Source organism: Streptomyces sp. NPDC045701 (assembly GCF_056432045.1).
The window spans coordinates 24007-48682 of record NZ_JBWKJV010000007.1; the positions used below are offsets into that span (position 1 = coordinate 24007).

Annotated in this window: 16 protein-coding genes and 1 pseudogene; 10 read left to right on the forward strand and 7 right to left on the reverse strand. The window is 72.7% G+C overall.

The genetic code is table 11. The features are described 5' to 3' along the window. Positions 1–82: 82 nt before the first annotated feature. The 4 genes from AC07DW_RS10740 (at position 83) to AC07DW_RS10755 (ending at position 4916) form a co-directional block, all read left to right on the forward strand. The gene (locus AC07DW_RS10740) at positions 83–943 is read left to right on the forward strand and encodes an SCO6745 family protein (RefSeq protein WP_478857286.1); all 861 of its coding nucleotides are present in this window, start codon (positions 83–85) and stop codon (positions 941–943) included. A 181-nt stretch (positions 944–1124) separates the two neighbouring features. Beyond that, on the forward strand, positions 1125–1256 hold the full coding sequence (locus tag AC07DW_RS10745; protein ID WP_468329836.1) for an LPFR motif small protein: 132 nt from the start codon (positions 1125–1127) through the stop codon (positions 1254–1256). An 85-nt stretch (positions 1257–1341) separates the two neighbouring features. Next, positions 1342–3789: a Tex family protein gene (locus tag AC07DW_RS10750; RefSeq protein ID WP_478857287.1), complete on the forward strand. Its 2448-nt coding sequence runs from the start codon at positions 1342–1344 to the stop codon at positions 3787–3789. A 293-nt stretch (positions 3790–4082) separates the two neighbouring features. Then, positions 4083–4916, forward strand: a complete 834-nt coding sequence (locus AC07DW_RS10755) for a pectate lyase (protein WP_478857288.1) — start codon at positions 4083–4085, stop codon at positions 4914–4916. Positions 4917–4986: 70 nt separating this feature from the next. Here the strand turns inward: AC07DW_RS10755 and AC07DW_RS10760 are convergent, their stop codons facing one another. The 5 genes from AC07DW_RS10760 to AC07DW_RS10780 all read right to left on the reverse strand — a co-directional run bounded on the left by AC07DW_RS10760 (position 4987) and on the right by AC07DW_RS10780 (position 12725). Then, positions 4987–6630: an ABC-F family ATP-binding cassette domain-containing protein gene (locus AC07DW_RS10760; protein WP_478857289.1), complete on the reverse strand. Its 1644-nt coding sequence runs from the start codon at positions 6628–6630 to the stop codon at positions 4987–4989. 201 nt (positions 6631–6831) lie between these two features. Further along, the gene (locus AC07DW_RS10765; protein WP_478857290.1) at positions 6832–7365 is read right to left on the reverse strand and encodes a GNAT family N-acetyltransferase; all 534 of its coding nucleotides are present in this window, start codon (positions 7363–7365) and stop codon (positions 6832–6834) included. A gap of 152 nt (positions 7366–7517) precedes the next feature. Further along, the gene (locus AC07DW_RS10770; protein ID WP_478857483.1) at positions 7518–9266 is read right to left on the reverse strand and encodes a BCCT family transporter; all 1749 of its coding nucleotides are present in this window, start codon (positions 9264–9266) and stop codon (positions 7518–7520) included. A gap of 109 nt (positions 9267–9375) precedes the next feature. Further along, entirely contained in the window at positions 9376–10668 is a 1293-nt protein-coding gene (locus tag AC07DW_RS10775) for a M14 family metallopeptidase (RefSeq protein ID WP_478857291.1), read from the reverse strand. Continuing rightward, entirely contained in the window at positions 10665–12725 is a 2061-nt protein-coding gene (locus AC07DW_RS10780) for a Xaa-Pro dipeptidyl-peptidase (RefSeq protein WP_478857292.1), read from the reverse strand. Before AC07DW_RS10780 ends, AC07DW_RS10775 begins: the two co-directional genes overlap by 4 nt. Positions 12726–12927: 202 nt before the next feature. Here AC07DW_RS10780 and AC07DW_RS10785 point away from each other — a divergent pair, with 202 nt between their 5' ends. Together AC07DW_RS10785 and AC07DW_RS10790 are read left to right on the forward strand one after the other, a co-directional pair. Continuing rightward, positions 12928–14466, forward strand: coding sequence for a M1 family metallopeptidase (locus tag AC07DW_RS10785; protein ID WP_478857293.1), 1539 nt, complete (start codon positions 12928–12930; stop codon positions 14464–14466). A 146-nt stretch (positions 14467–14612) separates the two neighbouring features. Then, complete coding sequence (locus AC07DW_RS10790) at positions 14613–15662, forward strand: LacI family DNA-binding transcriptional regulator (protein ID WP_478857484.1); 1050 nt, start codon at positions 14613–14615, stop codon at positions 15660–15662. A gap of 131 nt (positions 15663–15793) precedes the next feature. Here the strand turns inward: AC07DW_RS10790 and AC07DW_RS10795 are convergent, their stop codons facing one another. Further along, positions 15794–18592: a glycosyl hydrolase gene (locus tag AC07DW_RS10795; protein ID WP_478857294.1), complete on the reverse strand. Its 2799-nt coding sequence runs from the start codon at positions 18590–18592 to the stop codon at positions 15794–15796. A gap of 354 nt (positions 18593–18946) precedes the next feature. Here AC07DW_RS10795 and AC07DW_RS10800 point away from each other — a divergent pair. The 4 genes and pseudogenes from AC07DW_RS10800 (at position 18947) to AC07DW_RS10815 (ending at position 23740) form a co-directional block, all read left to right on the forward strand. Next, a pseudogene (locus AC07DW_RS10800) lies at positions 18947–20279 on the forward strand (ABC transporter substrate-binding protein). Between the two features lie 167 nt (positions 20280–20446). Further along, the gene (locus AC07DW_RS10805; RefSeq protein WP_478857295.1) at positions 20447–21412 is read left to right on the forward strand and encodes a carbohydrate ABC transporter permease; all 966 of its coding nucleotides are present in this window, start codon (positions 20447–20449) and stop codon (positions 21410–21412) included. Further along, the gene (locus tag AC07DW_RS10810) at positions 21409–22248 is read left to right on the forward strand and encodes a carbohydrate ABC transporter permease (protein WP_478857296.1); all 840 of its coding nucleotides are present in this window, start codon (positions 21409–21411) and stop codon (positions 22246–22248) included. The genes AC07DW_RS10805 and AC07DW_RS10810 overlap by 4 nt, the downstream gene beginning before the upstream one ends. A 112-nt stretch (positions 22249–22360) precedes the next feature. Continuing rightward, a complete protein-coding gene (locus AC07DW_RS10815; RefSeq protein WP_478857297.1) occupies positions 22361–23740 on the forward strand; it encodes a GH1 family beta-glucosidase in 1380 nt (459 codons plus the stop codon). Here AC07DW_RS10815 and AC07DW_RS10820 read toward each other — a convergent pair. Further along, entirely contained in the window at positions 23703–24593 is an 891-nt protein-coding gene (locus AC07DW_RS10820) for an oxygenase MpaB family protein (RefSeq protein WP_478857298.1), read from the reverse strand. The two genes, AC07DW_RS10815 and AC07DW_RS10820, sit on opposite strands and share 38 nt — an antisense overlap. Positions 24594–24676 lie beyond the last annotated feature (83 nt).

Consider the following 24676-nt stretch of genomic DNA (forward strand, 5'->3'; position numbering starts at 1 on the left):
ATGACGAAGAACCCGCCTTTCCTGCCATGGGGCCCGTACCCCGCGCCCACCTGACGTACCAACCAGTCGGTAACCTGCTGGTATGACGACTCTGCCGCCGCGCGCCGGACGCCGCTGCCACAACGCCCTGAACCCGCTCCACTCGACGGTCTACTTCTCGCCGGACTTCACCGCGGAGCTGGCGGCCCTCGGGGTGACGGACCCCGGCGCCGCCTACTTCGCCGGCCGCGCCGCCGCCATGGGCGCGGTCGGACCGGGGGTCGTCACGGCGTCCTTCTACAACTTCAACCACGAGCTGGTCGCCCGCCACCTGCCGGCCGTCTGGGACACCGCCTCCCCGGAGGCCGTGTTCGCCGCCCGGCTGCGGGCGGCCGACACCACCCTGCGGCGGCTGCTCGGCGACGCCGTCGCGTCGGACGGGATGGCGGAGGCCGCCCGGCTCGCCCTGCGGGCCACCGAGGCGTGCACCCGGCACGCCAGGCCGCTGTACGCCGCCCACGCCGACCTCCCGGTGCCCGAGGAGCCGCACCTGGCGTACTGGCACGCCGCGACGCTGCTGCGCGAACACCGCGGCGACGCCCACCTGGTCGCGCTGCTGTCCGCCGGGCTCGACCCGCTGGAGGCCCTCGTCAGCCACACCGCGACCGGCAAGGGCATGGCGCCCCGCTGGATCCTCGCCACCCGCGGCTGGCGGCGCGCCGACTGGGACGCGGCGGCCGAGCGGCTGCGCGGCCGGGGCCTGCTGGACGAGCGGGGTGAGCTGACGAGCGCGGGCTCCGCCCTGCGCGCCGAGCTGGAGGACCACACGGACCGCCTGGACGCCGCTCCGTACGAGCACCTCGGCGCGGCGGACGTCGAACGTCTCACCGAGCTGGGCCGGGGCTTCCTCGGCGCGGCCGTGGCGGCGGGGGCGTTCCCGCAGGACCTGGCCGGCAAGGGCTGACGCCCCGGGCTCCGGACGCCACCGGCACGGCGGCCGGCCAGGTCCCGCCCCGCCCCCCGTCCGCAGCCGTCCCGTGCGGGCCGCGCCCGGGGCTTCCCGGGGGCTTCCGCAGGGGCGGCGACGTTTCGGCGGAGGGGCGGCGGCAACGCACAGGGCAACCGAGAGCACATGGAGGTGCCCCTTGCGTACCATCGCCGACTTCTTCCGCATGATCGGCTCGGCCGTCGCCACCGTCGTCACGCTGCCGTTCCGGCTGCTGGCGCGGCTCTTCGGCGGGGCCTCGCGGGGCGCGGGGCGGGCGCGCCGCGCCTGACGACGGGGCAGACGGACACGCCGCACGGTGACCCGGCAGAATGCAACCTCAAGCTGGCAGGCACGAGAAGGCGAGTCGGGACACCGTGACGACGTCCATCGAAGGCAGGATCGCCGAGGAGCTCGGCGTACGTGAGCGGCAGGTGAAGGCGGCCGTCGAGCTGCTCGACGGCGGGTCGACCGTGCCGTTCATCGCGCGCTACCGCAAGGAAGCGACCGAGATGCTCGACGACGCGCAGCTGCGCACGCTCGAGGAGCGCCTGCGGTACCTGCGGGAGCTGGAGGACCGGCGGACCGCCATCCTCGACTCCGTGAGCGAACAGGGCAAGCTCACCGAGGAGCTGCGGGCGCGGATCCTCGCCGCCGACACCAAGGCGCGGCTTGAGGACATCTACCTGCCGTTCAAGCCCAAGCGGCGCACCAAGGCGCAGATCGCCCGGGAGGCCGGGCTGGAGCCGCTGGCCGACGGGCTGCTCACCGACCCGTCGGTGGAGCCGCTCGCCGCGGCCGCCGCGTTCGTCGACGCGGACAAGGGCGTCGCGGACCCGGCCGCCGCGCTGGACGGCGCCCGCGCCATCCTGACCGAACGGTTCGCGGAGGACGCCGACCTGATCGGCGAGCTGCGCGAGCGGATGTGGACCCGCGGGCGGCTCGTCTCGAAGGTGCGGGAGGGCAAGGGCGACGCCAAGGAGGGGCCGGGCGCGAAGTTCGCCGACTACTTCGACTTCGCCGAACCCTTCACCGACCTGCCCTCGCACCGCGTGCTGGCGATGCTGCGCGGGGAGAAGGAGGAGGTGCTCGACCTGGTCCTGGAGCCGGAGGAGCCGGTCGAGGGCCCTTCGTCGTACGAGGGGATCATCGCCTCCCGGTTCGGTGTCTCCCAGCAGGGCCGGCCCGGCGACAAGTGGCTGGGCGACACCGTCCGCTGGGCGTGGCGCACCCGGATCCTCGTCCACCTCGGCCTCGACCTGCGGCTGCGGCTGCGGACGGCGGCGGAGGACGAGGCGGTACGGGTCTTCGCCGCGAACCTGCGCGACCTGCTGCTCGCGGCGCCCGCCGGGACGCGCGCGACGCTCGGGCTCGACCCCGGCTTCCGTACCGGGGTGAAGGTCGCCGTCGTCGACGCCACCGGCAAGGTCGTCGCCACCGACACCATCTACCCGCACGTACCGGCCAACAAGTGGGACCAGTCGCTGGCGACCCTGGCGCGGCTCGCCAAGGAGCACGCGGTCGAGCTGGTCGCCATCGGCAACGGCACGGCGTCGCGCGAGACCGACAAGCTGGCGGGCGAGCTGATCGCCGGGCACCCGGAGCTCAACCTCACCAAGGTGATGGTGTCGGAGGCGGGCGCGTCGGTGTACTCGGCGTCCGCGTTCGCCTCCCAGGAACTGCCGGACCTCGACGTGTCGCTGCGCGGCGCCGTCTCGATCGCGCGCCGCCTCCAGGACCCGCTCGCGGAGCTGGTGAAGATCGACCCGAAGTCGATCGGCGTGGGGCAGTACCAGCACGACCTGTCCGAGGTGAAGCTGTCCCGGTCGCTGGACGCGGTGGTCGAGGACTGTGTGAACGGCGTCGGCGTCGACGTCAACACCGCCTCGGCGCCGCTGCTTTCGCGGGTGTCCGGGATCGGGGCGGGCCTCGCCGAGAACATCGTGGCGCACCGGGACGCCAACGGTCCGTTCCGGTCGCGCAGGGCGCTCAAGGACGTGCCGCGGCTGGGCCCGAAGGCGTACGAGCAGTGCGCCGGCTTCCTGCGGATCCGGGGCGGGGACGACCCGCTGGACGCCTCCAGCGTGCACCCCGAGGCGTACCCGGTGGTGCGGCGGATGGTGAAGACGACAGGCGGCGAGGTGGCGTCGCTGATCGGCAACTCCCCGGTGCTGCGGTCGTTGCGGGCGGACGACTTCGTGGACGAGAAGTTCGGTCTGCCGACGGTCACCGACATCCTGCGCGAGCTGGAGAAGCCGGGGCGCGACCCGCGGCCGGCCTTCAAGACCGCCACCTTCAAGGAGGGCGTCGAGAAGATCGGCGACCTGGAGGCCGGGATGGTGCTGGAGGGCGTGGTGACCAACGTGGCCGCGTTCGGTGCCTTCGTCGACGTGGGTGTCCACCAGGACGGGCTCGTCCACGTGTCGGCCATGTCCCGGAACTTCGTCAAGGACCCGCGCGAAGTGGTGAAGCCGGGCGATGTGGTGCGGGTCAAGGTGCTGGACATCGACATCCCGCGCAAACGCATCTCGCTGACGCTGCGGCTGGACGACGCCGCGGACTCCGGTTCCGCTTCCGGTTCCGACTCGGGCGCGCCGAAGCGTGAGCGGGGCGGGCGGCCGCCCCAGCAGCGGCAGGGCAGCGGTGGCGCCGGCGGCCGGGGCGAGCGGCGCGGAGGGAGTTCCGGCAGCGGTTCCGGTGGCGGTGCGAGGGGCGCGGGGCGTCCCTCCCAGGCGCCCGCGCCCGCCAACAGCGCCATGGCGGACGCCCTGCGCAAGGCGGGCCTGCTGGGCGGCGGCGACGGGAAGCCCCGCCGCGGCCGCTGACGGCGCGACGACCGCGCGGTGACGTGACCCGGCGCGACGGACCGGCCCCCGGCTTCCCGGGGGCCGGTTGCGCGTCGGGGACGGGCGAGCGCACGGGGAACGGGCCCGGACGGAGAGGAACGGCGCCGTAGAGGAAGGGCGCGAGGGGCAGCGGCGCGTGCCCCGGGCCGGCGCGGCCGGCAGGAGGGGCGCCGAGCTGAAGAGGTCCGGAAAAATCGCGTGGGGCGGCAACCTTCGCCGGTCGGGCGGCGACCGGAGGGTGCAAGACATCCCCCTGAGAAGGAACAACCCACGTGAGTACCCCCACACAACGGCCGGCCCGGCACCGCCGCAAGGTCACCACGAAGCGGGCCGTCATCGGCTCGGCCGCCGCCCTGGCCCTGACCGGCGGCGCGCTTCTCGGCAGCGGCCTGCTCGCCCCGGCCGGCGCCGCCGCCGCCTGGCCCTCCGCCCAGGGCAAGCCGGTGCCGGTCCCCCGGACCATCGAGGTCTCGGGCGTCCACGACGGCAAGATGCAGCGATACGTCGGCAGCGGCAAGCTGGGCGGCGACGGTCAGGACGAGAGCCAGGACCCGCTGTTCAAGCTGAAGGACGGCGCCGTCCTGAAGAACGTCATTCTCGGCTCCCCGGCCGCCGACGGGGTGCACTGCGCGGGCACCTGCACCCTGGAGAACGTGTGGTGGGAGGACGTCGGCGAGGACGCCGCGACCTTCAAGGGAACGTCGCCGTCGGCCACCTACACCGTCAAGGGCGGCGGCGCGCGGAAGGCGTCCGACAAGGTGCTGCAGTTCAACGGCGCCGGCACGCTGACCGTCACCGGCTTCCAGGTCTCGGACTTCGGCAAGCTCGTCCGCACCTGCGGCAACTGCGGCAAGCAGTACAAGCGCACCGTCGTCATCAGCGACGTGGACATCACCGCGCCCGGCAAGTCCATCGTCGGCATCAACGCGAACTACGGCGACACCGCGACCCTGAGCAAGGTGCGCATCACCGGCGACACCAAGAAGAAGCTGAAGGTGTGCACCCGGTTCCAGGGCAACAACACCGGTAAGGAGCCCAAGGAGCTGGGCAGCGGCCCCGACGGCACGCACTGCCTCTACAGGACGTCCGACATCACCTACAAGTGACGACGCCCCCAGCGCCTCGCTGATCCGTGAGGTGGGCCCCGCGAAGACTCCTCGCGGGGCCCACCCGCGTCTAGGCCGTCTCGGTGATCCTGCCGTCGGCGACCTCGACGCGGCGGGTGGTGCGGACCGCGTCGAGCATGCGCCGGTCGTGGGTGACCAGGAGCAGGGTGCCGGTGTACGTGTCGAGGGCCGACTCGAGCTGCTCGATGGCCGGCAGGTCCAGGTGGTTGGTCGGCTCGTCCAGGACCAGGAGGTTCACGCCCCGGCCCTGGAGCAGGGCGAGGGCGGCACGGGTGCGCTCGCCCGGTGAGAGGGAGGTCGCCGGGCGCGTCACGTGGTGGGCCTTGAGGCCGAACTTGGCGAGCAGGGTGCGGACGTCGGCCGGCTCGGTGTCGGGGACCGCGGCGCAGAAGGCGTCCAGCAGGGACTCCTGGCCGTGGAACAGCTGGCGGGCCTGGTCCACCTCCCCGACGACCACGCCCGAGCCGAGGGCGGCGTGGCCCGCGTCCAGCGGGATGCGGCCGAGAAGGGCGGCCAGCAGGGTCGACTTGCCCGCGCCGTTGGCGCCGGTGATGGCGACCCGGTCGGCCCAGTCGATCTGGAGCGAGACGGGGCCGAAGCGGAAGTCGCCACGGGCGGCCTCGGCGTCGCGCAGGGTCGCCACGACCGCGCCGGAGCGGGGGGCGGCGGCGATCTCCATCCGCAGCTCCCACTCCTTGCGCGGTTCGTCGACGACGTCGAGCCGCTCGATCATGCGCTGCGTCTGGCGGGCCTTGGCCGCCTGCTTCTCGCTCGCCTCGCTGCGGAACTTGCGGCCGAGCTTGTCGTTGTCGTTGCCGGCCTTACGGCGGGCGTTCTTGACGCCCTTGTCCATCCACGAGCGCTGCATCTGGGCGCGCCCCTCGAGGGCGGCCCTCTTGTCGGCGTACTCGTCGAACTCCTCGCGGGCGTGCCGGCGGGCGGTGTCCCGCTCCTCCAGGTACGCCTCGTAGCCGCCTCCGTAGAGCCTGATCTCCTGCTGCGCCAGGTCCAGTTCGAGGACCTTGGTGACGGTGCGGGCGAGGAACTCGCGGTCGTGGCTGATGACGACCGTCCCGGCGCGCAGCCCCTGGACGAAGCGTTCCAGACGCTCCAGGCCGTCCAGGTCGAGGTCGTTGGTCGGCTCGTCGAGCAGGAACACGTCGTAACGGGAGAGGAGCAGCGAGGCCAGGCCCGCGCGGGCGGCCTGGCCGCCGGACAGGGACGTCATGGGCCGGTCGAGCCCGACGGTCAGGCCGAGGGAGCCGGCGACCTCCTCGGCGCGCTCGTCGAGGTCGGCACCGCCGAGGTTCAGCCAGCGCTCCAGGGCGGTGGCGTACGCGTCGTCGGCGCCGGGCGTGCCGTCGACCAGGCCCTGGGTGGCGGCGTCCATGGCGGCCTGGGCGGCGGCGACGCCGGTGCGGCGGGCGAGGAAGCCGCGCACGGTCTCCCCCTCGCGGCGGTCCGGCTCCTGCGGGAGGTGGCCGACGGTGGCGGTGGGCGGCGACAGGCGCAGCCCGCCGTGCTCGGGGGTGTCGAGCCCGGCGAGGAGCCGCAGCAGGGTCGACTTGCCGGCACCGTTGACGCCGACGAGGCCGATCACGTCACCGGGCGCGACGACGAGGTCGAGGCCGGAGAAGAGGGAGCGTTCGCCGTGGCCGGCGGCGAGGTCCTTGGCGACGAGGGTTGCAGTCATCAGATGGTCGATCCTAGGCCAGCGGGGCGGGTGCGCCGCGAGCGGGCGAGGGGCCCGGCCGGGGGCGCCGGTCGGCCCGTGGCCGGTGCGGCCGGCGGCCCGCCCCGTGGTGCGGGCCGCGAAGGCAGGACCGCCCGCCGGCCGCGCGGGGTGCGGCGGAGGGCGGTGGGAGGCGGCGCGACCGTGCCTCCGGCGGCGGGTTCAGCCCTGGTACTCGGTGAGGTCGATGGCGTGGATGTGCAGGGGAACGCCGTGCACCGGGTGCCTCGTCTCGCGCTCCGCCACCATGCCGAGCTTGCGCAGGACGTTCTCGGCGGCGTCGTTCCCGAGCCGGGCGATGCCCACGACCCGGTCCAGGCCGCGGTCCTGGAGCGCGAACTCCAGCACGGCGTGGGCGGCCTCGGAGGCGTACCCCTGGCCGTGGAACGAACGGCCGAGGCGGAAGACGATCTCGACGGCCGGCAGCACCTCGGGCAGGTACTCGGGGACGGACAGGCCGGCGCAGCCGATCAGCTCGCCCGAGCCGAGGAGCTCGACGGCGAAGAGCCCGAAGCCCTCCTCGTCCCACTCCTCCTCCCAGCGTTCGATGTCCTCGGCCGTCCCCTCCAGGTCGCGGACCGACCCGTCGCCGATCCAGCGCATGACCTCCGGGTCGGCGTCGATGTCGGCCATGGGGACGAGGTCGTCGTCGTCCCAGCGGCGCAGGAGGAGGCGGGGGGTGCGGATCTCGGTCATGACGCCATCCTCGCCGATGGAGCGCCCACAGCGTGAATCGGCCACATCGTCGCCTCCGGCCCCGGCCCCGTGCGCGCCGCGCGGACGGGGACGGCCGGAGCCCGGTGCGACCCGGGAAGGGCCCGCCGGGTGGGCGGGCCGCGGCGAGGGGCCTACTCCCGGCCGGGTCCGGGGCCCGTCCCCGGGTTCCGGCGCTCTTCCGGTCCGGTGCCAGTGCCCGGCTCACGGCCGGGGGCCTCGTCGCGGCTGGGGCCGATGCGGATCTCGAAGTCGCCCGCGTACTTCTCGTGACCGGCGATGACGGCCTCCTCCACGGCCTCCTCGGCGAGTTCTCCGCGAACGATCAGCGGGTCCCGGCGCAGGTCCCGCATGAGGGACCAGCACATGCCGATCATCACCAGCACGAACGGCGCGGCGACCAGGATCGTGAGGTGCTGCAGGCCCGCGAGCGCGTCGCCCTTGCCCTCGCCGACGAGCAGCATCACGGCCGCCACGCCGCCGGTCACCACGCCCCAGAAGACCACGACCAACCGGGCGGGTTCGAAGGTGCCCTTCTGGGAGAGGGTGCCCATCACGATCGAGGCGGCGTCCGCGCCCGAGACGAAGAAGATGCCGACCAGGACCATCACCAGCAGGCTCATCACCCCGGCGATCGGGAACTCCTGGAGGACCCCGAAGAGCTGGGCCTCGGGCGTGGTCGCTGCCCCGAGGTCACCGCGCTCCTTGAGGTGCATGGCCGTACCGCCGAAGACGGCGAACCAGACGAGGCTCACGGTGCTGGGGACCAGGATGACGCCGCCGATGAACTGCCGGATCGTCCGCCCCCGGCTGATGCGGGCGATGAACATGCCGACGAACGGCGTCCAGGAGATCCACCAGGCCCAGTAGAAGACCGTCCAGCTGCTCAGCCAGTCGGCGACGTCACCGCCGCCGGTGGCCGCCTCGGTGCGGCCGGCCAGCTGCGGCAGCTCGTCGAAGTACGCGGCGAGGGAGGTGGGGATGAGGTCGAGGACCAGGATGGTGGGGCCGACGACGAAGACGAAGACCGCGAGGACGACGGCCAGCACCATGTTGGTGTTGGAGAGCCACTGGATGCCCTTCTCCACCCCCGACACGGCGGAGAAGATGAAGCAGACGGTCAGCACGCCGATGATCGTGACCAGCAGTCCGGTTCCGGCCTTGTCCAGCCACCCCACCTCGCGCATGCCGCTGCCGATCTGCAGCGCGCCCAGTCCGAGGGAGGTGGCCGAACCGAAGAGCGTGGCGAAGATCGCCAGGATGTCGATGACGCGGCCGGGTGCGCCCTCCGCGCGCTTCCTGCCGATGAGCGGGACGAAGACGGCGCTGATCGTCTGCCGCCTGCGGCGCCGGAAGGTGCTGTACGCGATGGCCAGGCCGACCACGGCGTAGATGGCCCAGGGGTGCAGGGTCCAGTGGAAGAGGGTGGTGGCGAGCGCCGTCTGCATGGCGTCCGCCGAGTCGGCGGGGTCGGTGCCGGGGGGCGGGGTGGTGTAGTGGGCGAGGGGTTCGCTGACGCCGTAGAACATCAGGCCGATGCCCATGCCGGCGCTGAACATCATGGCGACCCAGGAGACCGTGCTGAACTCGGGCTCCTCGTGCTCCTGGCCCAGCTCGATCCGGCCGTACCGGCTGACGGCGAGCCAGAGCGCGAACACGACGAAGCCCGAGGCGGCCAGGACGAACGCCCAGCCGCCGTTGTGCATCAGGCCGTTCAGGAGGGAGTCGGAGACGCTCTCCAGCGACTTCGTCGCGGTGGCGCCCCAGACCACGAAGGCCAGGGTGAGCACGGCCGTCACCCCGAAGACCACCCGGTCGGTGACGGGTGCCTTGTCCTCGTGCGGGTGACGGCCGGGCAGGGCGGCCTTGACCGGCAGCCGCATCCGTTGCCCCGGTTTACGTTGCTCCTGAGACACAGGCGGCACCTTTCGCGATCATGGCCAGATTTGGCTCTTGATACCCCCTACCACGTCGCGCACACCTGTCCCGGCATCAACAGGCGTCGACCGGCCGTCCTTCCGCGAGGTGATACGCCGCGCGGGTGTCGAGGAGGAGCGGCACGAGGGCCCGCCGCGACTGGCGCAGCGGTACGAAGGCGCCGTCGCCGCCGGCCCGGACGGCCACCCCGTGCAGCGCCAGCTCGTCCTTGACACCGGCGTACTGGGCCGGGTCGAGGCGATAGCCGCAAGGCGGGTCCTGGAGCGTCTCGCCGGGCTCCGGCGGATCGTTGTCGGCGCCGCCCAGGTGGACCGGCCCCCGGTCGCGCAGGCCGGCCAGCCGGGCCGTGGTGGTGGCCGCCTCGATGGCGCCGCGGTGGTCGCCGACGTACCCGAAGAGGCCGTCCAGGGCGGCGAGCTGGCTGTTCACACGGCGCCGGTTGTTGAGGGCCGGGTCCTTCTTCTCCTCCTCGGTGAGGGGGTCGATACGGGTTTCGACGAGCAGGCCGACGGCGTGTTTGACGCCCGCCGTGTTGCGCAGGATGCGTTCCTGGCCGTCGCCCGCGACCTGCTTGACGGGCTCTCCGGTAACGGGGTCGGTCCAGATGCCGTAGACGCCGCTGTCGAACCCGGCTCGTTCGGCCGAGGGGCGCACGTACAACTCGGAGAGGGTGTGCGCCTGGTCGTGGACGCGCGCGTCGGTGTTGGGGTTGCGGGGCCAGAGCGCGAGCAGGTCCTTGTCGTAGTAGGGCGGGGTGGCGCCGTACTCGTGCAGGTCGTACACGACGTCGGGCCGGTGGTCGCGGATGACGGCGGCCAGGGCGCGGGCCTCGCCGGTCGTCAGGGCGAGGTGGTCGCGGTTGACGTCGACGCCGTCGGCGTTGCCCCGGGTGTCCGCCGCGCGACCGTCGGGGTTGGCGGTCGGCACGACAAGGACGGTCGTGCGGGCCAGGAAGCGGAGGGTCGCGCGGTCCTCGGTGTACGCCAGGTCGCGGACGGTGGTCAGGCAGGCCTCCCGGCCGGACGGTTCGTCACCGTGCTGGCTGCAGATGAGCAGCACGGTGTTGGGGCTGGGGGCGGTGGATACGCGGACGAGCCGGAGGGGGCGGCCCTGGCGGGTGGTGCCGATCCGGCTCATGGACACCCGGTCGCTCGCCCGGTCGACGGCGGTGAGGAAGCGCTGTTCCTCGTCCTGGCCGGTCCAGCGCGCCCCGGCACTGCTCTCGAAGCCGGTGCGGGGCGGTGACGCGGGTGACGCCTGGGCGGAGGCGTTGATCAGCGGCAGGGCGAGCGCGGTGGCGGTCACGGTCACGGCCAGGGCGCGGGCACGTCGGGCGCGTGGCGTCATCGGGTGCTGCCTCCGGGGATCGGCGGGACCGGGCGTGGGGTGGTGACTCCGGCCGGCGGGGCGGTGCGCGGGGCGGCGGGGTGCGCCGGGCCGGACGTGGCACGGAGGAAGGCGGGGGCGCCGCCGACGAGTGGCAGCCGGGCGGAGGTGCGGGTCAGGTCGAGGATGAGCGTGGGCCTCGTCGACGGGGGGTCGATCAGGTCCCGGTCGGTGCCGCCGACGACGAGGGCGAGCCGGTGGCCGGCCGGGACGACGTGGTCGGTGGCGGCCAGGTCGAGGGTGATGGTGTGGGCCTTGCCGGGGGTGAGGGGACGGCCGCGGTCCTCGTCGGCCCAGTTGCCGAGGTCGGCCCAGCCCCTGCTGACGACGGTGAAGCCGACGTCCGTGGTCTTCGCCCTCGTCTCCTTGAAGCAGGCGCTGTCACCGGCGGTGCTCGCGCCCCAGCAGGTGCGTTCGGCGAGAGTGGTGATCCCTTCGCCGGCCGCCCCGTAGTCCCGGATGGTGTCGGGTCCCAGGTCGACCAGTACGGCGGAGAGGTGGGCGCTGGTGGTGTCCGGGGTGGCGGTGACGGTGACCGTGGAGGAGCCCGAGAGCCGCAGGTCGCGGGTGAGCGGGCGGGTGAGGAAGCTCGCCTTGGCGGGGGTGGGGGCGTCGGCCCGCGCCGCCCAGTCGAGCTCGCCGAGGGCCGGGTCGTCCGTGAACGCCTCGGTCGTGCCGGGCCGGGCCCGGATGACGCCGAGGGTGCCGACGCCGGGCGCCGTTCCCGGGCCGGGGCGGAGCGTGGTGCCGGCGGTGGTGCGCGGCGGCCAGACGCGGTCGGTGGACCACTGGTCGGGGGCGCGCTCGATGTCGGCCATCGGCTCGCGGTCGATGCCGTTGTCGTAGCCGAGCAGGTGGTGGTCGAACCAGCGGTGCAGGGTGCGGACCCAGTCGGCCCGGCGGAAGTCGAAGGGGTCGACGTGGCCGGTCTGCGAGAGCCAGATCTTGCGTTCGACGCCGTGCTCGGCGAGCGCGTCCCACCACTGGCCGAAGTGCTTGGCGCGGACGTTGAGGTCCTGCTGCCCGTGCACGACGAACACGCTGGCCTTCACCTTGTGCGCGTCCTCGACGTAGTCGCGCGCGTCCCACAGCGGGGTCCGGTCGCCGGTGCGCGGGGCGCCGTCGACCAGGCGCTGCTGGACGTGCGCGCAGCGGGCGCGGGCGTCGGGGCTGTTGACGTACTGGGAGAGCCAGTCGGGGCCGGAATCGTACAGGGGGGCGCCCTTGGCGAAGTAGTAGTCGTACCAGGAGGAGATGGCGCCGATCGGGACGATGGTCCTCAGCCCCTCGACGCCGGTCGCGGCGACGCCGTTGGCGATGGTGCCGTCCCAGCTCTTGCCGATCATGCCGGTGTCGCCGGTGGACCAGCCGGTCGCGTGGGCGCGCCGGGCGCCGGTGCGGGTGGTGTAGCCCCGGCCGCGGCCGTTGAGCCAGTCGACGACGGCCTTGGCGGACTGGATGTCGGAACGGCCGCCGACGTCGTCGCAGCCGTCCGAACGGTTGGTTCCGGCCAGATCGACGGCGGCGAAGGCGTAGCCGCGCGGGACGAAGTAGTTGTCGTAGTAGAGGGGGAACTGCACCGGGGCGCCGGCCGCGTCGTACGTCTTCTTCTGGCTCTCGTTGCCGCGTCCGCAGCAGGCGTAGTAGGGGCTGGCATCCATGATCACGGGGACCTTGTGGCCGCGCCGGGCGGCCTCGCGGGGCCGGACGATGTCGACGGCGACCCGGTCGGTCCTGCCGTCGCGGTCGCCGTCGAGGCCGGTGTCTACCCAGACGGACTCACGGACCGCGTCGGCGTACGAGTGGACGGGCCGCGACTCCCGGACGGACCCGCCGCGGCGCCCCCCGGACGCGTCCCCGGCGCCCGGGGCGGGCTCGGCGCTCGCGGGGCGGGCCCGGGCGCTCGTGGGGGCGGGCTGGGCGCTCACGGGGGGTGCCGCCCCGGCCATCAGGGCGGCTGTGGCCGCCATCGCCAGGACTCCGCTCGTCAAGGAAGTTCTCCGCGCACGTATCGGCATGGGCGGAAGGTACACGGGCCAACTGCCGCAGGACAGGGGGCGCCACCGGGAGGAACGGGGGCACAGGGGACGGTGCGGGTGAGGGGGTTCATGTCGGCCACATGGCGAACGCGTGACGGATGGGGCCATGGACATGACTGAGCCGTGAGCGGCTGAATACCCTTCAGAAGATCTTCCGTCCACACGACTTGGAGAGCTTGACGTGCACCGCAGACTGATCGTCCCGAGCGCACTCGCGGCCTCGCTGCTGCTGGCGATCCCGGCATCGGCGGCCGACTACAGCCCGGGCGCGCCGGGTATCGGCGACCCCTACTACCCGGCCAGCGGCAACGGCGGCTACGACGTGTCGCACTACGACCTGCGCCTGACGTACCAGCCCCGGACGGACCTGCTGGAGGGCACGGCGACCATCATCGCCACCACCACCCAGGACCTGTCCCGCTTCAACCTCGACCTCGGCCTCACGGCGAGCGAGGTGCGGGTCAACGGCAAGAAGGCGCGCTTCAAGGCCACCGGCGACCACGAGCTGGAGATCACCCCGGCCGCGCCACTGGCGAAGAACCGCGCGATATCGGTGGTCGTCCGGTACGCGGGCAAGCCGTCCGAGCTGAAGATCGGCGGCTGGACCGCCTGGCACCGCACCCGCGACGGCGGCGTGGCGGCGCAGGAGCCGGACTCGGCGGTCTGGTGGTTCCCGTCGAACGACCACCCGCTGGACAAGGCGACCTACGACGTCTCGGTATCCGTGCCGGACGGGACGCAGGCCATCAGCAACGGCGTGCTCCAGTCGCAGTCCTCACGGCTGGGCTGGACGCGGTACAACTGGCGCTCCAACAAGCCCCAGGCGAGCTACCTCGCCACGCTGGCGGTCGGCAAGTTCGACATCACCACGGACAAGACCGACAAGGGCCTGCCCGTCCTGAACGCCTACAGCAAGGATCTCGGCGACAACGCGGGCGCGGCGCGGGCCAGCATCGAGCGCACGGCCGAGGTCGCGGAGTGGCTGGAGGAGGTCTTCGGACCGTACCCGTTCAACGCTCTCGGCGGTTACGTGCCCAACGTGACCAGCGGGTACGCACTGGAGACGCAGACGCGGCCGTTCTACAGCCCCCGCCAGTTCGCCAACGGGGCGAACGTGTCGGTGGTGGTGCACGAGCTGGCGCACCAGTGGTACGGCGACAGCGTGTCCGTCGACGGGTGGAAGGACATCTGGGTCAACGAGGGCTTCGCCCGCTACAGCCAGTGGCTGTGGTCGGAGAAGGAGGGCGAGGGCACGGCGCAGGAGCTGGCGGACTACGTGTACGCGCAGCACCCGGCCGACGACCCGTTCTGGACGGTCAAGCCGGGCGACCCGGGCCCCGACAACCAGTTCGACCTCGCCGTGTACGACCGGGGCGCCCTGGCCCTCCAGGCGCTGCGGAACGAGATCGGGGACGAGGACTTCTTCGCCATCCTGAAGGGCTGGCCGACCGAGCACGCGTACGGCAACGCCAAGGTGGGCGACTTCGTGACGTACGCGGAGCGCGTCTCGGGCAAGCCGCTCGCCGGGCTGTTCGACACCTGGCTGTACCAGCCGACCCGGCCGGCGGCGCCCGCCGCCGGGTCGCGCGTCGCGCGCTCCGCCACGGCCGGGGCGGCGGCGAAGCCGGCCCAGCCGAAGTCCTGGAAGAAGATCGCCGCGACCAACACGATCCACGACCACGGTCACGACGACGACCGCGGTCACGGTCACGGTCACTGACCGGCGCGTGCGGTGCCGCCGTCCCCGGGACCCGGGGCGGCGGCGCCCCCGCAGACCGTAGAGAGCGCTCTCAAGAGCTCGGCCGACCGGCTACCCTGCTGCGTAGACAGCATTCGCCGCGCCGCCGAGGAGCACCCGTGTCCAGCATGCCCGAACCGGCCCCCGGCTCGCGCCCCACCCTGGAAGCCGTCGCGGCCCGGGCGGGCGTCTCCCGGGCGACGGTCTCCCGTGTCGTGAACGGCGGCGCGGGCGTCCGGCAGCCCCTGGCGGACAAGGTGCGGCAGGCGGTCGAGGAGCTCGGGTACGTCCCCAACCACGCGGCCCGCACCCTGGTGACCCGGCGCAACGGCGCGGTGGCGGTGATCATCGCCGAGCCGGAGTTCCGGGTGTTCTCCGACCCCTTCTTCGAGCAGCAGGTGCGGGGCATCAGCCGCGAGCTGACGGCGCACGACTCGCAGCTGGTGCTGCTGTGGGTGGAGGGGCCGGGCGACTACGAGCGGATCGGCCGGTACCTGGGCGGGGGCCACGTCGACGGCGCGCTCGCCTTCTCGGTGCACAACGACGACGAACTGCCCTCCATCATCCGGCGGACACAGGTCCCGGCGGTGTTCGGGGGGCGGCCCGGCTGGCCGGGCGCGAAGGCCGGGCTCGCCGTGCCGTACGTGGACTGCGACAACCGGGGCGGCGCCCGGGAGGCCGTACGGCACCTGCTGTCGCTGGGCCGCGAGCGCGTCGCGCACATCGCCGGCCCGCACGACCAGACCTCGGCGATGGACCGGCTCGACGGTTACCGGGACGTCCTGCTGGACTCCGGCCCCGGGCTGATCGCGCGGGGCGACTTCACCGAGGAGAGCGGGGCGCGCGCGATGGCGGAGCTGCTGGACCAGCGGCCGGACCTGGACGCGGTGTTCACCGCCAACGACCTGATGGCCTCCGGGGCCCTGCGGGTGCTGCGGGAGCGCGGGCTGCGCGTGCCCGAGGACGTGGCGCTGGTCGGCTTCGACGACATGACGACCATCGCGGAGGCCACCGACCCGCCGCTGACCACGGTCCGCCAGGACATCGAGGGCATGGGCCGCCTGATGGTGCGGCTGCTGATGCGCGTGCTGAACGCGGACGAGGCCGAGCCCGGGGCGGGCAGCACCCCGGGCTCGGTGATCACTCCGACGGAACTGGTGCGGCGGGCGTCGGCCTAGCCGGTGGCCCGCCGGCCGGGCCGTTGGGCCGGGGCCGGCGGGCCGTTGGGCCGGGGCCGGCGGGCCGTTGGGCCGGGCCGGCATGCCCGCCCGTGGCGGTCCGGTCTCAGCCGTACCGGTCAACGGCGCCGTCAGCCGAACGGGATGACCAGGACGGACCGGTCGGTGCCGGTCTGGAGCCTGGCCGTGCCGTTGCCGATGGCGTGCCACACCTCCAGGCGCACGGTGCCGCCCTTGAGGTCGCCCAGCGTGCCGGTCGCCGACTTCAGCCCGCGCGTCTGGGCGTACTCCTCCCAGCCGGCCACCGGGTCGGTCGCGAAGTACTGGTACGTCTCCGTCCGCTCGAAGGTGCCGTCGCCGGTCAGGTCGTAGCTGACCCGGGCCTGCTGGCCGAGCCCCACCGCGGTGCCCGCGTCGACCTGGAGCCGGAAGGCGGTGGCGGCGCCCGCCTTCAGCGTGCCGTTGACGCCCCTCGCCTCGTACACCAGCGGCTGGTACGGGGTGCCGTCGTGGTTGGTCCCGCCGGCCGACGCGATGGTGTCCGCGCCCGCCGCCGCGCCGGTCGCCGTGGTGAGCGTCCCGCCGGTGCGCAGCTGGAACGTGTCGCCGGTGGACGGTCCCGGGTCGCCGGGGTTCCCCGGGTCGCCGCCGGTGCCCGTCCCGGTGGCCGTGGAGCGGGCCGGGACGGTGAGCTTGGCGCCGTCGGAGAAGGTCACGGTACGGGCGGTGGGTCCGTGGTTGTGGGCCGCGTAGGTCCGTACCGTGCCCTTGGTGAAGACGGCCGAGGCGGGAAGGTCACCGGTGACGGTCGCGTCCGGGGCGCCGAGCGCGTCCAGGGTGCCGATCCAGTGGTAGGTGTGCGCCTTGGACTCCCCCGCCTCCGGGGTGTACGCGGCGTGGCCCGCGTCCCACTTGGCCTTGGCGGCTGCGGGGTCGGCCAGGGACTGGAACTCCCAGAGGATGTCGCGCCATTCGACGGCCGGGCCGCCGTTCTCGCGCTCCATCTCGGCGATGTTGCGGCGGACGGCCGCCTTCTCGCCGCCCAGGTGCAGCGACCCGCCGGTCACCGGCAGGACGTTGATGCCGTGGATCTCCTCGGGGTTGGCGGTCCACCAGGTGGAGTAGGCGGCCCCGCTGCCCCACACCATGCCGGCCGTGTCGTGCCCGAAGGAGGACGGGAAGACCTGCTGGTCCGCGTCGAACCAGTACTGGGCCACGGCCTCGGCCTCGGTGGTCAGCAGGTACACGCCGAGGTCGCGCAGCGCGGTGTCACCGGTGGCCGAGCCCCACAGGACCAGGCCGGCGCTCAGGTTGGTGGACTCCGACGACGACTCCTGGTTGTTGCCGGCGGCGAAGCCCTGGTGGCCGGAGGCCCAGCTGTGACCGGCGTACACGTCGAAGCCCCGCAGGAAGGGGAAGGAGGTGTCGGTGCGGCTGGGGTTGGCGGCGTCGCGCACCAGCGTCTTGACCATGCCGCCCCACGCGGAGTCGGCGGCCCAGGCGGGGTCGTACTGGGCGACGATCGCCGCCGCGTAGACGTAGTACGAGTAGTGGAAGTGGTGGTCGTTGAGCTCGGTGTCGCTGCCGTACGAGGCGGGGTAGCCGGTGAGGGTCTTCCAGCTCCGGTCGTACGAGAACTCGTTCGCTCCGCCGGCCGTGAACCAGTCCTGGAGCCGGCCCTTGAGCAGGCCGATGAGCCGGTCCCGGGTCGCGGTCTCGCCGATCTGCTCGGCCACGGGCACCAGTTGGGCGAGGCGGCCGAGCGCCTTGCCGGTCCAGTAGGTGTCGGTGGCGCCGGAGAACGGGTCGGCGGCGTTCACGACCTCGGCCAGGTAGCCGCGCAGGCGGGCGGTGTCGACGCCCGGTGACTTCGGCAGCCCGGGCAGCACGGCGGCGGCCTTCTGGCTCGTGGTGAAGGTGGTGGAGGCGCGGACCTTCATGGTGCCGCGCGGGGAGACGTAGGTGTAGGGGGTCAGCGCGTCGGTGGTGTGGAGCCACTGGTGCCGGTACAGGGCCTGGAGGGTGCCGGTCTGGGTGCCCTCCTGGGGCTGGGTGGTGAGGGTGTAGGTGGCCCTGACCGTCCCTCCGGAGTAGCTCCAGTCGGCCTTGGAGCCGGTGACGAAGCTGTAGGCGTACGTACGGTAGGTGGCCAGCGCGTCCGGCGAGGGCAGGACGGCCACCGAGAAGTAGTCCTTGCCGCCGAGTCCCGCCGTCACGGTGGAGCCGGAGACCGTCCAGTCGGTGCCGGTGGGCGCGAACAGCGCGTAGTGGTGGCCGGCGACCGTGATGCCGAGGACGTTGCCCTGGTCGGCGAAGACGGCCGGGGCGGTGGCGGTGGTGATCCGCGCGTCGCCGCCGGCGCCCTTGGCGTACACGAACGGCGAGCCGTGGCCGATGGTCGTGCGCAGCGTGCGGGCGCCGTCCGACCAGTAGGGGGTGACGGTCCAGTCGGACCAGGCGTCGGCCTTGGTGTCGGGCGAGTTCAGGCCGGTGAGCCCGAGGGTGAGGTCACGCTTGTGGGCGTACTCGTACTGCCTGCCGTCACCGACGATCGCGGGGGTCGTCGGATAGCCGATGTCGAGGCCGGCGGCGGTCGCCTGGTAGGTGAGCGGGTGGCCGTACATGGGGGTGGACCAGGGGTTGTCGCCGTAGCGCTGGAAGGCGAGCGAGGACCACCAGTCGTTGGTGGGTACCGGCTTGCCCTGGGCGGCGGGGGTGAGCTTGGGGGTGACGGGGGCGCCGGTGTTGGTGGTGGGTCCGGAGGTTCCGGGCGGGCGGGTGTCGGAGTAGCTGCCGGCTCCGACCGGGACGGTGGCGGCCGCCGCGGGGGCGGCGGTGGTCGCGGTGAGTCCGAGGGCGGCCATGGTGGTGGCGAGGAGCAGTGCGGCCGGTCTGGTACGGGGGGATGGCCGGGTGCGGGGGGATGGCATGTCGGCACCTCGAGGTGATGGCGGGAGAGCGTTTCGAGAGCGCTCTCAGGTGCCCAGGAACGTAAAACTCCTGAAACAGCACTGTCAATACAGGTGACGTCCAAGGAAGTTGGCGGCGCTCGCAGCCGTTATGCGTTCGAGTCTTGACGGGGAAGGGGTGCTCGGGGCACGCTCCAGTGCGTCTTCTTGAGAGCGCTCTCAGCAACTTCTCGCCCGTCCTCCCCTCCGCACCATGTCCCCGCGCCTCTCGCAGGACCTCCCGCACCACCTCTTACCGCACGTCACACACCGCGTTTCGCACGCTCTTCCCCGCACCTCGCTCCCGCACCCCGCCGAAGCCAAGGGAGGCTTCCCATGACCATCGCCCGAGCCGCCACCGTCCGCAGAACCACGGGCAGGGGGGCCACGGTCAGGAGGGCCGCCGTCCGGCTCGGCGCCGTCGCGCTCACCGGGGCGCTGCTGGCCGCCTGCGGATCCGGCGCCTCCGACGAGGCGTCCGACGGCACGGTGACCCTCACCGTGGACCTCTTCGGCTCCTTCGGTTACAAGGAGGCGGGCCTCTACGCCGAGTACGAGAAGCTGCACCCCGGCGTCAAGATCAAGCAGACGGACACGGAGGACGAGCAGGACTACTGGAAGTCCCTCCAGACCCGGCTCGCCGGCGGTGGCGGACTCGCGGACGTCCAGGCGATCGAGGTCGGCCGCGTCGCCTCGGTGACGCAGCAGCAGGCGGACCGGTTCGAGGACCTGACGAAGTACGGTCGCGGACAAGCTGAAGGGCGAGTTCGCCGAGGCCAAGTGGTCGGCGGCCACGACGAAGGACGGCCGGGTCCTGGGGCTGGGCACGGACGTCGGGCCGGAGGCGATGTGCTACCGGACGGACCTGTTCAAGAAGGCCGGCCTGCCCACCGACCGTGCCGTACTGGCGCAGAAGTGGGCCACCTGGGACGGCTACCTGGAGCTGGGCAAGCAGTACAAGGCGAAGGCCCCGGCCAAGAGCGCCTGGCTGGACAGTGTGGGCAGCCTGTACACGATCATGATCGGCCAGGAGGAGGAGCGGTACTACGACGCCTCCGGCAAGCTGATCTACGACTCGAACCCGGCCGTCAGGACCGCCTGGAACACCGCCACCGAGGCCGCCGCCGCGGGGCTGAGCGCCAAGCTCGACCAGTGGTCGCCGCAGTGGAACCAGGCGTTCGCCGCCGGTTCGTTCGCGACCATCCCCTGCCCCGCCTGGATGCTCGGCTACATCAAGGGCCAGGCCGGTGAGACCGGCAAGGGCAAGTGGGACATCGCCAAGCTGCCCGGCGGCGCGGGCAACTGGGGCGGCTCGTACCTGAGCGTCCCGAGGGCGGCCAAGCACAAGAAGGAGGCGTACGAGCTGATCCAGTGGCTCACGGCCCCGGAGCAGCAGGCCAGGCTCTTCGAGAAGCAGGGCAACTTCCCCTCCTCCACGGGTGCCATCGCCAAGGTCGCAGGCGCCACCGACCCGTACTTCTCCGGCGCCCCGATCGGCAAGATCTTCGGTGACGCCGCCAAGGCCGCCCCGGTGCAGGTGCTCGGCGTCCACGACAAGAACGTCGCCGACCAGATCACCAACGCGCTGAGCGAGGTCGAACGCAAGGGGACCTCTCCGGACAAGGCGTGGTCGAACGCCAAGAAGGGCGTCGACAACATCACGGGCTGACGGGCCGGCGGGCCGGCGGCCGACCGGCTCGCTGCCTCCCCGCACCGCCCGCGCCGGCACCGTCCGCGCCCGCCCGTGCCCGCCCGTGCCCCTTGGGCCGTCCGCGCCATTTGACGCCCCTCCCGGCTCCTTGACGCCCCTCCCCCGCTCGCCTCCCGTACACCACCATGAAGGGCCGCACAGTGACCCTCACCGCCCCGGCAGGACCGGCAGCCACACGGCGGCGCCCGTCCGCGGCGCGCCGCGCGTGGCGGACCGTCTCGCCGTACGCGTACCTCGCCCCGTTCTTCACGCTCTTCGCCGCCTTCGGCCTGTTCCCCCTGCTCTACACCGCGTTCGTCTCCCTCTACCGTGTCGAGCTCCAGACGCCCGGTGACATGGAGTGGCGCGGCTTCGGCAACTACGCGGCCCTCTTCACCGACGAGTTCTTCTGGATCTCGCTGCGCAACACCTTCACCATCGGTGTGCTCTCCACCGTCCCGCAGCTGGTGATGGCCCTGGGCCTGGCGCACCTGCTCAACTACAAGCTGCGCGGACGGACGTTCTTCCGCACCGCGATGCTGCTCCCCTACGCCACGTCCGTGGCCGCCGCGACGCTCGTCTTCGCGCAGCTCTTCGGCCGTGACTTCGGGCTCGTCAACTACGCGCTGGGGCTGGTCGGCGTGGACCCGGTCGACTGGCAGACGAACACGGTCGCCTCCCAGATCGCCGTGTCGACGATCGTCATCTGGCGCTGGACCGGCTACAACGCGCTGATCTACCTCGCGGGCATGCAGTCCATCCCGAGCGAGCTGTACGAGGCGGCGGAGGTGGACGGGGCGTCGCGGTGGCGGCAGTTCTTCCACGTCACGCTGCCCGGTCTGCGTCCGACGATCGTCTTCACCGCGGTCGTGTCCACGATCGGCGCCACCCAGCTCTTCGGTGAACCGCTGCTGTTCGAGGGGTCGGTCTCCGGTGGCATCTCGCACCAGTACCAGACGCTCGGGCTCTACATGTACGAGCAGGGCTGGGGCTTCTTCCACCTCGGCCGCGCCGCCGCCATCGCCTGGGTGATGTTCCTGCTGATCCTGGTGCTGGTCGGGGTCAACGCCCTGATCGTGCGCCGCCGTTCCCGCAAGGAGGCCGGCCGATGACCGTGCGCCGCGCCGGGCGCACCCTGCACGGCGGCAAGGTCGCGTACGCGATCCTCGTCCTCGCCGTCCTGGTGTCCGCCTTCCCGTTCTACTGGACCATCGTCGCCGCCAGCCGTTCCAACGCCGACCTGGCGAAGGTCCCGCCGTCCCTCCTCCCCGGCCCCAACCTGATGCGGAACTTCGAGGCGGTGATGGAGGAGGCGGACATCGGCAAGGCCCTCGTCAACTCGCTGATCGTCTCGGGTTCCATCACCGTCGGTACGGTGCTGTGCTGCACCCTCGCCGGGTTCGCCTTCGCCAAGCTGCGCTTCCGCGGCCGGGGCGCGCTGCTCGCGGTCACCGTCGGCACCATGATGATCCCGCCGCAGCTGGGCGTGATCCCGCTGTTCATGCTGATCGCGGAGCTGGAGTGGGTGAACCAGCTCCAGTCGGTGATCCTGCCCGGCCTGGTGTCGGCCTTCGGCGTGTTCTTCATGCGGCAATTCCTGGTGCAGGCGCTGCCCGACGAGCTGATCGAGGCGGCGCGGGTGGACGGTGCCTCCTCCGCGAGGATCTTCTGGTCGATCGTGGTGCCGATCGCCCGGCCGGGTATGGCCGTGCTGGGTCTGCTGACGTTCATGGCCGCCTGGAACGACTTCTTCTGGCCGATCGTCGCGCTGTCGTCGCAGAACCCGACCGTGCAGGTCGCCCTGCGCCAGCTGGGCGGCGGTTACGTCAACGACCAGTCCGTGATCATGGCGGGCACGCTGCTGGGCACCCTCCCCGTGCTGCTGGTGTTCGGCCTGCTGGGCCGGCAGATCGTGGGCGGCATCATGCAGGGCGCGGTGAAGGGCTGACGGCCCTGCCTTCCCTCCGGCGGGGCTCGCCTCCCCGATCCCTCGCACGTGTTCGTCCGTTCCCCCTCTCCGTTCCGTGGCTTGTCCACTTCGTGTTGGGAGTCTCCCGCCCATGACCGAGCTCACCTTCCCCGCCGGCTTCCGCTGGGGTACGGCCACGGCCGCTTACCAGATCGAGGGCGCCGCCGACGAGGACGGCCGAACGCCGTCCATCTGGGACACCTTCAGCCGTACGCCGGGCAAGGTCCGCAACGGCGACACCGGTGACATCGCCGCCGACCACTATCACCGGATGGCCGAGGACGTCGCCCTGATGAAGGACCTGGGCGTGACCGACTACCGCTTCTCGGTCGCCTGGCCCCGCGTGCAGCCGACCGGGCGGGGCCCGGCCGTGCGGAAGGGCCTCGACTTCTACCGGCGGCTCACCGACGAGCTGCTGAGCGCGGACATCCGGCCGGTCGTCACCCTCTACCACTGGGACCTGCCCCAGGAACTGGAGGACGCGGGCGGCTGGCCGCACCGGGAGACGGCCGAGCGGTTCGCCGAGTACGCCGGGCTCGTGGCGGACGCCCTGGGCGATCGGGTCAGGACCTGGACGACGCTCAACGAGCCGTGGTGCGCGGCGTTCCTGGGGTACGCCTCGGGGGTGCACGCCCCGGGGCGTACCGACGCCGCCGCGTCTTTGCGCGCCGCGCACCACCTGAACCTGGCGCACGGACGCGCCGTCCAGGTGCTGCGCGCCGCCCTGCCGCCGTCGGCGGAGGTCTCGCTGACGCTGAACCTGCACGCGGTGCGGCCCCTCACGGACTCCGCCGAGGACCGGGAGGCCGCCCGGCGGGTCGACGCGCTGGGCAACCGGATCTTCCTGGACCCGGTGTTCCACGGGCTCCTCCCGGCCGACCTGGTGGAGGACACGGCCGCGCTGACGGACTGGTCCTTCGTCCGCGACGGGGATCTGGAAGTCGTCTCCGCCCCGGTCGACTCGCTGGGCATCAACTACTACTCGCCCACGGTCGTCGCGGCGGGCTCCACGCCGGGCCCGTCCCCCTGGCCGGGCGCCGAGCCGCACGTCCGCTTCGTACCGGCGCCGGGGCCGCGCACCGCGATGGACTGGCCGGTGGACGCGGAGGGCCTGTACGAGCTGCTGACCCGGCTGCGCGACGAGCTGCCCGAGGTCCCGCTGATGGTGACGGAGAACGGCGCGGCGTACGACGACTACGCCGACCCCTCGGGCGAGGTGCACGACCCGGAGCGGGTCGCCTACCTGGACGGGCACCTCACGGCGGTGCACCGGGCGCTCGCGGACGGGGTGGACGTACGGGGCTACTTCCTGTGGTCGCTGCTGGACAACTTCGAGTGGGCGTACGGCTACGGCAAGCGGTTCGGCATCGTGCACGTGGACTTCGCGTCGCAGCGCCGTACGCCCAAGGACAGCGCGCGCTGGTACGCGGACGTCATCGCTCGGGGCGGGTTGCGCCCGCCGCACGGCTGAGCCGGTGGCGCCGGCGCGCCTCCCGCGCGAGCGGGAGGTAGCGCAGCCGCTCGGGGAGTACCGGGACCACGGCCCGGACGACCCGGCCGAAGCGGCGCAGCGTCCGCTCCTGCCGGTCCGTCCACTCAAGGCCGAGGACCTCCCGTGCGTCCGGCGGCATCAGCCCGATGGTGACGAACCGGCGGAAGCGGGCGAAGGGCGGCAGCAGCACCGGCCACAGGGCCTTGAGGAGGAGCCGCAGCGGCAGCGGCCCGCGGTCCGGCGGTGGCACCGGGGTGCCGGTGGCGACGAGTTCACGGACGACGGTGGTGGCCTCGATCTCGTCGGCGAGGACCTTGCGGTAGTAGGGCCAGAACTCCTCGACGGTCTGCGGCATGTCGCGGTCGTGGATGCCGAGGACGCGGCCGACCCGCAGCCACTCGGCGTACAACTGGCGTTCCTGTGCCGCGCTCATGGGGCGGACGAGGTAGCGGTAGGCGTGGTGGAAGACGGGGAAGCCGGTGGCGTGCACCCAGGCGTAGTTGGCCGGGGTGAGGGCGTGGTAGCGGCGGCCCCGGGTGTCGGTGCCCCGGATGGCCGCGTGGAGCCTGCGCAGCCGGCGCCCTTCCTCGGCTGCGGCGTCGCCCCCGTACACCCACAGCTGGAGCGAGCGCAGGGAGCGTTCGCCGCGGCCCCACGGGTCGGTGCGGAAGACGGAGTGCTCGTCGACGCCGGCACCGACGGCGGGGTGGGCGACCTGGAGGGTGAGGGCGGCGGGCAGCATGAGCAGGCCCCGGATGTCGCCCGCGAGGGTCCAGAGCACTCCTCCGGGTGGGGGCGGTGCGGGGTCGTGCGCGGCGGGGGACGTGCTCATGGTCCCAGTATCCGCCGCGGATGTTCAGGTGATGGTCGGGGGTCCGCAAGGTTCCCCGCACGCGATGGCTACCCGAAAGTAAC